The sequence below is a fragment of the Mycolicibacterium grossiae genome (assembly GCF_008329645.1).
Taxonomy (GTDB): domain Bacteria; phylum Actinomycetota; class Actinomycetes; order Mycobacteriales; family Mycobacteriaceae; genus Mycobacterium; species Mycobacterium grossiae.
Genome location: NZ_CP043474.1, coordinates 182,234 through 194,891 on the forward strand (window position 1 = coordinate 182,234; position 12,658 = coordinate 194,891).

13 protein-coding genes are annotated in these 12,658 nt (G+C 58.7%); 10 read left to right on the forward strand and 3 right to left on the reverse strand.

All coding sequences use genetic code 11. The annotated features are described in order from the left end of the window. Positions 1–149: 149 nt before the first annotated feature. Positions 150–704 (reverse strand): hypothetical protein, encoded by a 555-nt coding sequence (locus FZ046_RS00945; RefSeq protein ID WP_125939859.1) that lies wholly within the window; start codon positions 702–704, stop codon positions 150–152. 160 nt (positions 705–864) lie between these two features. Between FZ046_RS00945 and FZ046_RS00950 the strand changes: the two genes are divergently transcribed. From FZ046_RS00950 to FZ046_RS00990, 10 genes are all read left to right on the forward strand, one after another. Continuing rightward, positions 865–2,241 carry a hypothetical protein gene (locus tag FZ046_RS00950; protein ID WP_125939858.1) on the forward strand — a complete coding sequence of 459 codons (1,377 nt, stop codon included), beginning with the start codon at positions 865–867 and terminating at the stop codon, positions 2,239–2,241. Between the two features lie 160 nt (positions 2,242–2,401). After that, positions 2,402–2,893 (forward strand): NUDIX hydrolase, encoded by a 492-nt coding sequence (locus tag FZ046_RS00955; protein WP_083298604.1) that lies wholly within the window; start codon positions 2,402–2,404, stop codon positions 2,891–2,893. A gap of 190 nt (positions 2,894–3,083) precedes the next feature. Continuing rightward, a complete protein-coding gene (locus FZ046_RS28250; RefSeq protein ID WP_083298603.1) occupies positions 3,084–3,497 on the forward strand; it encodes an aspartate carbamoyltransferase in 414 nt (137 codons plus the stop codon). Positions 3,498–3,604: 107 nt separating this feature from the next. After that, positions 3,605–4,048, forward strand: coding sequence for a hypothetical protein (locus FZ046_RS00965; protein WP_246182877.1), 444 nt, complete (start codon positions 3,605–3,607; stop codon positions 4,046–4,048). 424 nt (positions 4,049–4,472) lie between these two features. Beyond that, positions 4,473–4,973: a MarR family winged helix-turn-helix transcriptional regulator gene (locus FZ046_RS00970; protein ID WP_070356198.1), complete on the forward strand. Its 501-nt coding sequence runs from the start codon at positions 4,473–4,475 to the stop codon at positions 4,971–4,973. A gap of 44 nt (positions 4,974–5,017) precedes the next feature. Then, on the forward strand, positions 5,018–5,515 hold the full coding sequence (locus FZ046_RS00975) for an ATP-binding protein (protein ID WP_083298601.1): 498 nt from the start codon (positions 5,018–5,020) through the stop codon (positions 5,513–5,515). Between the two features lie 170 nt (positions 5,516–5,685). Further along, the gene (locus FZ046_RS00980; RefSeq protein ID WP_125939856.1) at positions 5,686–6,783 is read left to right on the forward strand and encodes a GGDEF domain-containing protein; all 1,098 of its coding nucleotides are present in this window, start codon (positions 5,686–5,688) and stop codon (positions 6,781–6,783) included. A gap of 881 nt (positions 6,784–7,664) precedes the next feature. Further along, positions 7,665–8,000: a histone-like nucleoid-structuring protein Lsr2 gene (locus FZ046_RS00985; RefSeq protein ID WP_149484168.1), complete on the forward strand. Its 336-nt coding sequence runs from the start codon at positions 7,665–7,667 to the stop codon at positions 7,998–8,000. A gap of 163 nt (positions 8,001–8,163) precedes the next feature. Then, positions 8,164–8,304: a hypothetical protein gene (locus tag FZ046_RS27200; protein WP_170292376.1), complete on the forward strand. Its 141-nt coding sequence runs from the start codon at positions 8,164–8,166 to the stop codon at positions 8,302–8,304. Between the two features lie 459 nt (positions 8,305–8,763). Continuing rightward, on the forward strand, positions 8,764–9,999 hold the full coding sequence (locus FZ046_RS00990) for an IS256 family transposase (RefSeq protein WP_070356446.1): 1,236 nt from the start codon (positions 8,764–8,766) through the stop codon (positions 9,997–9,999). Positions 10,000–10,516: 517 nt separating this feature from the next. Here FZ046_RS00990 and FZ046_RS27590 read toward each other — a convergent pair. Continuing rightward, positions 10,517–10,792 (reverse strand): TMEM175 family protein, encoded by a 276-nt coding sequence (locus FZ046_RS27590; RefSeq protein WP_211372260.1) that lies wholly within the window; start codon positions 10,790–10,792, stop codon positions 10,517–10,519. Positions 10,793–11,294: 502 nt separating this feature from the next. Then, a complete protein-coding gene (locus FZ046_RS01000) occupies positions 11,295–11,639 on the reverse strand; it encodes a histone-like nucleoid-structuring protein Lsr2 (protein WP_083298647.1) in 345 nt (114 codons plus the stop codon). Positions 11,640–12,658 lie beyond the last annotated feature (1,019 nt).

Here is a 12,658-nt window from a genome sequence, read left to right on the forward strand (position 1 = left end):
AAACGATCGTCCGGATGGAAGAGAGACAGCTAGACGTCATGCACCAGAGCCAACCGGCGGTGACGGTTGGCAAGGTCACGTTTCGATAACAAAAAAATGGCCCCCATGGTGAACGGGGGCCTGGCGGCGCGCAGATGGACGGGGCTGGCTCACATGGGGCGGGTCAGCGGCTTTTCGGGATCGTCGTAGAGCGTGTGCTCATACGAAAACCGCGGTGTCACGATGTGCTTCTTTGGCCAATCTTCGCTGTCATCGAGGATTAATTCGAAGGGCGCGCGATCTGAACCATTCTCCAGAAGCTTAGGGACGGGACGAGGTTTCTTCGGTAGGTTCTCGTTCCACGGGTGCCCTTCAAAATCGAGTAGCGCCGGGTTCGCCGTCAAGCGATGAGCCGCCAGCATGAAGACGAACAACACCATGGGCCCGAAATCGTAATGCCAACCAACCTCGTAGACATCGTGCTGAAAGTCGGTCCGCTTGAGATTTGTAATCCATGCATCGAGAAGCACCTCGAGAGAAAGATCTATTTCTTCTCGGCCGATTAGATTGAGTTCTTCGTCGGATCTCTTTCGACAAAAGCTGATGAAATCGTCGACCAGCTTTAGGATGCGGTCTTGGAAATCGATCATGTACGCACGGCGGAACTCGCCTCGATCGTTGTAGAAAACCGGCGACAGCTGCAGCGTTCTAAAGTTAAAGCTCATGTGCATTGACTCCTTCAAAGACAATGCGCGCCGTAGCTATTTATGCATAATTGCACAACAATGTCAACACTGTTTTGCTATAGTCGTTGCACCCGTCGGTAGAACTGGAGGCAACGTGGGGACCACCCCAGTAAGACGTGATGACGCAGTCGCGTCGTTAGTGCAGTTCATGAATGGGAGCCGCTACCCTAATGGTGCCATTGCCAAAAACCGTGGACCGAAGAGCACAGCCAACTTCAATGTCGATGTGGTTGCACTCGTTGTTTACCTACAGGCAACCTACAAGTATTACCCGCAACTCGACGACATACGCAGAGTATTCGCTGAGTCACTGTCGCCGCTTGACGGTGACATCAGGAATCTCCTCGCCTCAAAGGAAAAAATTAAAAGCCCGACACCGCTTCAATGTGCGATAGCCGGCGCGCTATACGTGGGCCATGGCCCAGACGGCGCATACCTTCCCACAGCCGCGATTGACGCGTTGTTTGCAACGAGGCCGCGCGATGAACGGAAGGTCGAATTCGCCGAGGCCTTGCTCGCTGTGCTCGAGGATCACCTCGCCGCCAAGGTCGATGAGAAGGAAAACGATTCTCCGCAGTCACACTGGCCGACGCCTGTAACGGCGCCGTCAGAAGCCGCGTTCGATGTGCGGCCGTCGCGACCGCTCAGTGTCCAGGAAACCCACTTTAACCGCTCTAACAGCAAGCGCGCACCAGTATTGGCCGCGGCGCTCGGCCTGGTAGTAGTGCTCGGCACCGTGGGCATCGTAGTCACGACAGAATCCTCTGACTCGCGTGCATCTCTATCGACCACTAGCCGAACGCCGTCCTCAGAGATCGAGACGACACTGTCAACCACCTCATCTACCTCGACGCCGACGTCTTCCTTCCGGGTAGATCCCTACCATCGGTGCCTCAATCCGAACCCCTCGACCGAGGCCCCTGATCGTCCCGAACTCTGCGTCATCGCCTGGTGCACTGGCAAACCTCTGAACGCTGACGGTACGGAAAATGAACAGACCTCGTTTATCAAAATGCGGCCACGCATCGTCAATACCTCAAGCAAGCCGCTCGACCTGAATATCACCGGTGTTTCGGCGATGCGCCTGCTCGTCCGCCAGTCGGACATGCCTGGGTCGTGGCAGCCGCCTCCGGTGACCGCAGCCGCGGGTGACCGCCCGCTGCTTGTCGAGTGGGAACGCATCAAGTACTGGGCCGTCCCGCCGAACCTGCCGAACGAGCCGATCGCGAAAATTCCGGTCGGCCCTGGCTTGGTGCAGTATCAGCGGTTCGCCACGTTCTGGGATGCAGACGTGATCGCGGTCGGCGGATCGTACGTCCGTCCCATTGTTCAGCGCTCATCGAATCCGCAGGACGTGATTCAAGAGGCCGATCTGGTCTTCGAGTTCCCAAGCGACTCGGACATTTTCGCGATTGCGATTGTCGATCGGAGCGATCCGACGAATGTGCTGACCGTCTTCGAGGCTGGCAAGAATGGCGAGTTGTGGGGTCCGACCCGTATGCCGTCCACATTCTGATGCGAATCGGCGTCTGACTACCCGACCATACAATATGGCAGTAGCCCCGACGCCTCAGACGCATCTGAAGGCCGTGCAGGACCGGTTGAATCACAGACGGTCGAGTCGATTAATAGCAGCCAGGCTCGAAGTAGTGAAACAAGTTTGTTGAAATAAGTGCATGGGGCGCAATTATTATCAAGGCGGCGCCGAACAAAGATACCATCTTTCGGCCGGCGTTCTGGCCGTCGACAAAGACGGCCTTCTCGGCGTGCATCATTTGCCTCGAAATGGCGAGGACTTCGAACGTTACGAATTCCTACATGAAACAGTCGAACTCGGCGAAACACTTGAGGCGGCCGCGCTGCGCGGCCTCCGCGAGGAGTTTGGCGCCGAAGCTCGTATAATCGGTTATTTGGGTTGCTTACTGACTACATTCAATTCGCATTGCGCAGCGATTGAGAAGGCTACTGAGTACTTGGTGGCGCACGTAGAAACGTGGAACGAATCGCGCCGTAAGACTGACGATAATACGGTTGGCAGTCGTATAGAGTGGTTCACAAGTGACCGCTTGCTATCCCTAATGCACGATCAGGCCGACCGTGACTCTACGCCCGATCTCGACGAAACCACGATACTCCGAAGGTACATTGAACAACTGAAACCTCAGTAGCCGGTCGTCGAAGTAGTATCGCATCATATGCTGACTGAAGGATGCGCATATACCCGCCGGACCGTTTCGACGACGACCAGCGGTCATAAAGCTTCAAGAAGCGCGTTTCTTCATTATAATTGGAGTAGCTTATGTCGTCTATCACTGATAGGAAGCGCCCGTCACTACTCCGGTATGGAGTCGCGGCGCAATGACGACTCTTGCAAACAGATTCCATTTCACCTCACTCGACGATTTCGAGCCCGATGACAATCTGCGACTTTTCGAACAAGCGGAGAAGATGCGTAACGGACTTGAAGCTAAGAAGGTCGAGCCAACTCTGCGGAATCTGGTCGTGGCCCTTTTTTTCGCCGAGCCGAGTACGCGTATCGCTCTAAGCTTTCAAGCTGCGACGCAGCGCTTAGGCGGATCAACGATTTCCAATCCAGTTACATCGCTGGTAAAGGGCGAGACCCTTACTCACACGCTACGTATAATTCCTGGATACGCCGATATTATCGTCTTAAGGCACTCGCTCGAGAATACACACGAACTCGTACAGGATGTGCGCGTTCCCGTAATAAATTCCGGAGCCGTGGCAACGAACATCCTACTCAAGCTTTGATCGATCTCTTTACTATCCAACAACGAGTCGGACGTCTCGACAACTTGCGGATCGGCGTCGGCTTCGACCCGCTACATTCTCGATCAATAAGGTCCTTTTGTCTCGCATTGAGCAAATTCCCTAACAACGGAATTGTTGTTGTTTCACCCGAGCAATGCGCCATGCCTAAAAATCAAGTCACTGATCTTCAGAGTCGCGGACTTACCGTTGGTGAATCTTCGGATAAGGATGCGATGCTGGATCGTGAAGTGTTGTACGTGAACCGCTTCCAGAAGGAGCGTTTTGCGGATGCGTCGATGGTCGACCAGTTCATTAAAGAATTCGTCATCACTTCGCAGGATCTTATCGAGCATGACGCCGTCAAGCATGTTCTGGATCCGCTGCCCCGAGTTGGCGAATTGGACACGAAGATCGACTCAATGAAGCAGGCCGCGTACTTCGAGCAATCGGATCAACGGCGTACCGGTGAGGATGACCCTTCTCCATTCGTTCGCAAAACGTGCGTAGCCTTAAGTAGTACGCCGATGTCCGGTCTTCCGGTGACGAAGTAACGGAAGCTAGCCGTCGCCGGCCCTGCGTTCAGACTTGCGCGCAGCAGACGACGAAGAACTCGACGTCGACGAGGTCAAAAGGATCGGTGTCGCTACAGTGTCCGCGGCCACCGACACCATGTCTCGAAGGACGCGCCATCCACTCAAGGACTACCGTAGTGGCCCTGCGCGCGCTTGTTCGATCGTGCCACGATTGCGGCCCCCTTTACGCCATGACATCGCAAAACTCATCTTGAGCAGTCCCGTCATACGAGTGTCGCTAGGACGCAAACCCGTCTACTTTCCGCTACCACTGACGTGAGTTCGAAGCAGTCCATCAGACGACATGACAGACAGCATGCGAAACAAGCGATCATGCGTGTTCGTACAGCAGCCGACACCACACTATCGTTCGTTCGAGGACAGGCGGTAAAGCGAGGCATTCATGGCGATCCACCCGCACGACATTGCCGGCAGGCGCGCGCTTGAGAAGCAACTTGGCGCTAACCTGCGCGAACTCACGGCGGAAGCGAACAGGCTATCACGTGTCTTCGCAGAGCAACACGACATATCAGCAAACGAATTTCGAGCCTTGTTGTTCGTCATGATCGCCGAAACGTCGCATCGTCCTTTGACGGCAGGACAACTGCGAGAACGTATGGGCATGTCGGGTGCCGCCATCACGTACATCGTGGATCGCATGGTGGCGGCCGGACACCTACGGCGTGACGCCGACCTGACGGACCGGCGCCGCGTGTATCTGCACTATGGCGACGAAGGCATGAGGGTTGCGCAGAAGTTTTTCTCACGGCTCGCCGCACAACAACACACTGCGCTCAGTGAGATGAGCGATGGGGAGCTCACAGTCGCAAACCGGGTTTTTGACGCAATGGTGTTCGGCATGCGGTCCTTTCGGGCAGAGGTGCCCGTTCGCCCACGGCACTAGGATCGCCACTCATCGCTCCGAGTGCCCGAGCTCCGCACGGTCACATGCAGACACTTGCTAACGCTGCCCTTCTCAACAGAGTTGCCGCCAATAAATACGACTTGAGTGGGTACGCCGACTATGTGGAAGACGACCTTGCGGCAGTTGGAGACCGTGCATTGAGGCTCGAGGTTGTCGCTCGTCCAGAACAACTCGGCCAGCTTCGCGAGCAACTGACGAATTGGCTCTCGAGTGTCGGCGTCCTTGACGGCGTCGGTACTGATGTCCTACTCGCTGTCAACGAAGCGTGTACCAACTGCATTGAACATGCATATCGCGGTGCGGTGCCCGGCCTGCTCAGCATCGATGCCATCCGTCGGCATTCTTACTTGCGGGTCGTGGTCTCGGATCACGGCAAGTGGCAGGAGCCGGTGCCGCGGCTTTCTACCAGCATTCGCGGTCGCGGCATTCCGATGATGTCGGCTCTCAGCGATCGGGTGACGGTCAAACCCTCGCTACACGGGACTACCGTCACCTTGATCTACGCCCTACAAACCAATTGATCAACATCAAGTCCGATCACGACGACCGAGGCCTCGATTGCTCACTACTACCCGTGAGAAGACGAAGAGCGGGCAGTCGTCCCTTCTTGCGAACCGCCGATGTACCGTTACGAAGTGCGGCACCAACTCAAGGAATCGAACACTAACTCTTTGTGGGCCTGCGAGGAGGCTTGGATGGCGGCATAGTGCCTATCGCTTCAGATCGCTTCTACTGGCTGACCGCGTTCCTGGCCGCGCGCGGTCTGCAACGCTTAACGACCAGACTCGTCGCGGCGAGCATCATCTGTCTCGCCGCGATGCCGCCCCTTCTACTCGTCAGTCCTTACGGTGCCCATGGGCGGGTTAGCGTCCTGACTGTTCTCGCGGTGGCCGCCGCGGCATTTGGAATAGCGTGTCTATGGCTGCGCAAACAGTGGCCAAAGCGTTGGCAGTCGCAAACGTGCGTCATCGCCGGCGCACTCTGTATCTCGGCTGCTGCTTCGACTGCCCAACTGCCGGCGCTTGGGTTGATTGGCTGTGGAGGGTTCGTTGTTCTGTCCGCTTTCACGGCATGTTTTCATTCGCTGCGTCTCGTGCAGCTCGTTTGGCTCATTGCGCTCGTCACGCTCATACCACTCGCCGTTCGGGCGGCGGCCGACGACGTGGCTCTGGCAGTAGCGACCGCAGCGTTATGCATACTGACGAACATCTTCGTCGTATTCATATGCTGGTTGTTACTTGGGATGATTGACCACGAACACCACGAAGACATTGAACCCCTTACCGGCCTCCTGACGCGCGCGGCCTTCAATGATCGGGTCTCGACGCTCATTCATGCACGCGAGCGAGACGACGATCGATTTCTCGCGATACTGGCCGTGTCGCTCGACGGCTTCGCCGTACTTGCAGCCACGTCAAGCGTCGCGGATACAGCTCTTGCGCGAGTAGCGATCAGTCAACGACTCCGTGAAACCGTTCGGTCGAACGCGATCGTGGCAAACGTCGGCGAATCCGACTACCTCGTCGCTGACGTATTCACAACGCCCGATGTAGCACCGCTTGCCGAGCGCATCTGCAACTGTGTTGCCACAGCTCCGCACCGCCTCGAGGCCAGTGTCGGCGCTGTCAGTACACCACTGCGACCATTGTATGAACACGCCGATGATGGTGTCTGTGAGGAACTGATAGCGCTGGCATCAATGAGCATGCACGATGCTCGTCGCGCCGGCGGCAACCAGGCTCACTATGCCGTCTGTCCGCCCTTGAAGACACTGCAAAAAGACGACTAGATGTCGCGTCGCTTTTGGTTAACGCGTCGGTTCGCTTAGAAGCCGTACACCTCGCCTGCGTTGTTGCCGGGCATCGGAGGGCCGTCGAAGGGGCCGGGCGGTTGCGGCGGGATGGTGTTGCTCGGCGGGTATGGGCCGTCGCTTACCGGACCTCCGCTCTGCTGTCCGGGGAGCGGACCTTGAGGCTGCATCGAACCGTCCATGACCGGACCTCCAGTGTCCCGGCCTGGCACCGGCGGCAGTTCGATGGGCGGCTGCGGTTCCCACGGCGACGGGAAGGGCTGCCACGGAGGCGGAAAATGCTGCCACGGGGGCGGTGGTGGCGGCGGAAAGTAGTCAGGAACAGGAGGTAGGTCATCAGGATTTGTGTAATCCGTCGGGCCGTTCTGAATCGGCCCCTGCGTAGGATCTTGCATAGGATCCCCGATCGGAACACCAGGCGGCGGCGGCGGAAGCGGTTCCGCCGAAACGGCTGGCGCTAAGCCCACGGCGCTTAAACCGATTCCTACAGACGCGAGCGCGAGCGCAACACTTCGCATGAACTCCCCCTTTGCCGAGACATCACCGTGACGCCATCACGCAGTCTTACCGATTGACGGCAGTCTGGGTGTGACATTCGAGCTTTTCGAGTCGGTAAGCCGTCCCAGCTTCGAATGACACAAACAGACGACAGCACGACCCCGCCGGTCCGATGTAGTCGACGATGGCCCCTTCTTGCACGGGGCACACTCGCGAGCAACGCGCACGGTGAACACGCGGACACTGGTACGGACTCACATGTGGCAGACGGCAGTCTGCACACGATAACGGTCGAAACAAGCAAACTTGACAACCTAGCCGACCAAAGTACCATGCTGCTCAAAAGTACTGCAGGAGGCATCGTGGCAAAGAAGCGCATTCTGTTAATGCTTGATGACGTGGACCCGTCAGAGACGGCGGACGAGACAGTGTCGTTTGGCCTTGATGGTGTCGAGTACGAGGCTGACCTGTCGAAGGGAAACGCCGCCGAACTACGTAAGACGCTCAGGATGTGGATCGCATGTAGCCGTCGCGTTCCGACCCGACGGGATCGTTCGCAGTACTTCGAAGCATCAACGAGCACTGCGATTCGTTCATGGGCCAGGGAGAATGGCTACGACGTTGGCAGCCGCGGCCGCGTGGCGAAGCACATTCTTGAGGCGTACAACGGCTCCGCCGCCACGGCTTCCCGCCGCTAAGCGGTCAGCGCTCTCCGCAGAAGGCGAACCCGTCTTCGCTTCGGGCGCCCTAATCTCGGGCATTCGCAATCGCGACCACATACAGATCGGAGTGCTGGACCTATCGGCGATACGGGAGTCGACCAGACGTACGTGGGTAGCTAGCGGATCAGTCGGTCGAGGAGTGCTGCTGATCGCGTCCGAGGCGATCAGAAGCCGGAACCCAGACAACGGCGTCATGCGCCGTCAGTTCCGCAACCACGCGACCCATCTCTCGGAAAACCTCATCCTGCAACGTCGGATCGGTTACACCAATCCGCTCTAGGCGCTGTCGCTCCAGCCCGTCAACCTGTATGCGCGCCGTCGGGCCGGCATCAAAACTTTCTAGCATTTCTGACCTCCTCTCTAATTCCATCCTAGTATGACACGCCGACAAAAGTAGAGCAATATACCACGTGCCTCGCTTATGTGTCAAATGGCTCCGTGATCTCGGCATCCAGTATTGAAGACGTTTGGACACTGCGCTCCACCCCCGCTGACGACACGCCATCATGATGTGCCGGGTAGGCGTGTCTTGAGAATGTCTGCTGGCGTAGCCGAACCCGGCGGCGGGAACCCGATGACGCAAGCTGGAATAGCGGGGAGCAGCCGGTTGCGTCCACCAAGGTGGTGTACGAGTCGGACCTGATCAGCGGTACCGGCGTGTCGTAGCCGAATGATTGAAGGTCATCGCGTGATTCTTCGAGAGACCGACCAAAGTTTCTCGAGCAAAGGAACCGACGCGATGACCACTGCCCACAATATCGACCTGCCCACCGTGCTGGCCGAACGACTCACCACCGCCCATCCCGACGTGCTGCGCGAGCTGCTCGCCACATTCATCCACACCCTGATGGGCGCTGAGGCCGACGCCCTGTGCGGCGCCGGATACGGCGAACGCAGCACCGAGCGCACCAACTCCCGCAACGGCTACCGGCACCGCCAATTCGACACCCGCGCAGGCTCATTGGATCTCGCGATCCCGAAGCTGCGCCACGGCTCCTACTTCCCGGACTGGCTGCTGGAACGCCGCAAACGCGCCGAACGGGCTCTGACCACGGTAGTCGCGACCTGCTACCTGCTGGGGGTCTCGACGCGGCGGATGGACAAGCTGGTGGAGACCCTGGGGATCACGTCGCTGTCGAAGTCCCAGGTCAGCGTGATGGCTAAGGAACTCGACGCCGCCGTCGAAGCCTTCCGCACCCGGCCCTTGGACGCCGGCCCGTACACGTTCGTGGCCGCCGACGCCCTGGTGCTCAAGGTCCGCGAGGGCGGGCGGGTGGTCAACGTGCACGCCCTGATCGCGGTCGGGGTCAACGCCGAGGGCCATCGCGAAATCCTGGGTATTGACGTCAGTACCGCCGAGGACGGAGCGGGCTGGTTGACGTTCTGGCGGTCGCTGACCGCCCGCGGCCTGTCCGGGGTCAAATTGGTCACCAGCGACGCCCATGCCGGGCTGGTAGCGGCCATTGGGGCGACGCTGCCCGGGGCGGCCTGGCAGCGGTGCAGAACGCATTACACGACCAACCTGATGGCCGTCACTCCCAAGTCGTCGTGGCCGTGGGTCCGGACATTGTTGCATTCGGTGTTCGATCAACCAGACGCTGAATCGGTTGCTGCGCAATATGATCGGATCATCGAGGCCCTCGCGGACAAGCTCCCCAAGGTCGCCGACCACCTGGAAGAAGCCCGGGCGGACCTGCTGGCGTTCACTGCGTTTCCCAAGCAGATCTGGCGCCAGATCTGGAGCAACAACCCCCAGGAACGCCTCAACAAGGAGATCCGCCGACGCACCGACGTCGTCGGCATCTTCCCCGACCGAAACGCTCTGATCCGCCTCGTCGGCGCCGTCCTGGCCGAACAACACGACGAATGGGCAGAATCGCGGCGCTACCTCGGCCTCGACGTCCTCAGCAAATCACGCACCGTCAACGACACACCGACAGAACAGGAGGCCACCCCAGCGGCACTGACCGCCTGACCCAACTACCTCGAAGAATCACACGACGACGTCGTACACCACGTCCCTGGACTTGACCGAGCAGCCTCCGTTCGCTGGACACCCTTGCGTCCGTGTCACGGAAGGAAAAGTGCTTTACCCTTCGAGCCGCGTCATGCCGAACGTGCGCGAGTAACAGCGGAGTACCTCTCTGCGCAGATCCGCGGATCGCTCGATTCCCATCGGGACTATGTGAATGTTTTGCGGACAAGGTCGGCCCTGACGTGGATCGCGAGAAAACTCGCGGTCAACGCCAACCGGACGCCAGGCGGGAGAAAGACAGCGAAGGCGGCCATGGCGAAGATTGCGACCATTACCCACGCACGGATGAAGTGCACACGCTGGGCGAGCCGTTGCGCCGGCGAGCTAAAGCCCTGTCGAAACGTTTCATGCATCAGCAATATGTAAGTCAGTTCGACAAATAAAAACACCGCTGAGTAGACCGTCTGCGGAAAGGCGGCGACGCGACTCGACGACAACCACGCCGTCGTGAACGGGATTAGCGAGATCGCGAACAGGTCGCGAAGTTCGAGAAAGCAAGCACGTTGGTCAACTTTGTCGCGTATCCGAAGACATGGTGGTGGTTTAGCCACACCACCGCAATAAAGAGGTAGCTCACCGTGTAGCTGGTGACTTCGGGCCACATGTGAAGGAGCGCTTGAAGGTCATGGTCCTCCGGTGGTCGGAGGTCGAGGACCATAATGGTAATGATCACGGCGAAGATGCCGTCCGATAATGCGGCGAAGCGATCGAGGCCGGGTAGTTGGTCGCTCATCGCACGCTATTCTGCCCCACTGCAAGGCGTCGGCGGTCGCTAGACTGTGGCCTCACCCGCAGAAGAGCAGAGTAGACCCAGCCGTTGCGCGGCCGTTGAGGATGGGTGTCCCACAATCTTCCCTCCGTTCCGAGGGCGATTCGTGGCGCTTGTCGGCCCTCACAGAGCCCAACGGCGTTCACAGGAAAGCGGAGTAGTTTCGCAGTAAGCGGTTCGGCACCCCTCGTCGGACCGACTAGGTCGGACCGTAGTCGCACCCCCTACGACTGCGGTCCGACCGCTTACTGGCTTGTACCGAATGCATGAGACGCTTCTGTACTGCCATTCGAACCCAATTTGCCTTCACCCTGCCGATTCGGTGATGACGAGCACTTCTGTATACGAGAGGCCACAAATAAGCAGCGCGCATGGGCGCCGTTCTATACTTGAGTCTCGACGTGGTCCCGCCGTTACTCGGTGGAACGCTGCTGCCAACGATTCAAGCTACAGCGGCGCCGGTCAGCTAATGCGCTTCCTCGAACGCTTGTACGACTTCCGCCTTCAATCGGCCACGATCCGACACCTCATGACCGTTCTTGCGCGCCCACTCTCGTATGGCGGCAAGCTGCTCGCGTGACGGCCCGGTCTTCGCTGCCGACTTGCGCGAACTACGCCGACTACCACCAACTTTGGTGGCTGCCTCGACGAACGGCTTCAACGCTTTGTCGAGCTTCGCTACGTTCGCCTTGGTCAGGTCAATCTGGTAGGTGACGCCACGAAGCGCGAACTCGACCTGTTCGCCGCTTCCCTCTGCAATCTCGGTTCCGTCCATGTCATCGACGAGTTGGCGGACGATTCGTTCTGCCACGAAGGCACTCCTTAAATACTTTTGGACCCCGTGCTCGCATACTGTACGCCGCGGGTACTAAATGCAAGTTACGAGCGACACGAACCTATCAGTTTCTGCGGTAGTTCAACTTCATAAAACTTTCACCTGCGTAAATCGGCGTCCACACCGATACCGCAGTGCATCACCGCCGTAAATGGGTGTCCAAAGCCCCACGCGTCTCGATTCGAGCGTTGCGGCGCCGGCCTCATCGTCCGTATCCGCTGACTCGGTTCGCGGCGAACAGCCGTTGGCTAGTGGAAGGCTCGCGATGCGCTCATCCCGCGATCTGTAGCGGCGACGGTGTGTTGAGACGGGACGACGGGCGTGTGTACGGTCCCTTAGTCGCGAGTCGGCCGATTACGCTGACACACGGGTTAGGTTCGGACCAGACACTGTGAGAGCCCGTCGTTGATTGCTCGGTGATTAGTACCGTGTCGTACTGTTTGACCATATCGGCTCGGGAACGGCTACCACCCCACCGCGTTAAAGCGCCGACGGTTATGCTCCGCTCTACGGGTACGCGGTTGATGTCCACTAGATCGACGCAATGGGCCCCAGCGCGGTACCTTCGTTGGCTATTCGGTCGTGAGATCCGTGTCCTCGCCTATCGCCGAGCGACACTCGCCTCCCCCTGGTGACAAGCGTCGGCCCCGCTACATTGGTGACGATGACTACCGCGGCGGGGGTACACGACGCGACTTCGACGCCTTACTCGACTCGCTTGAAAGCAACTACCTCGCATGGACGCGTAAGGGGCGCCTGTTGGAGGGGCGCTGCGGGGCCACCGGGTCTGTACGACAGCTCGCCGGGAGCGTCTGCCGAACGGAACCGCTGCGCGTCTGCGTGACCATACGAGGGACATCTTTGAAGACGATTGCAGCGATCCGCCGCGCGCGTCGGTGCGAAGGCTCATCATCGACTGCGAAGGCGACGTGAACGTACCCGACAGTCGGACGCTATCTAACATGAGCACGTCGTGAACAGCCGCCCTGTCACCA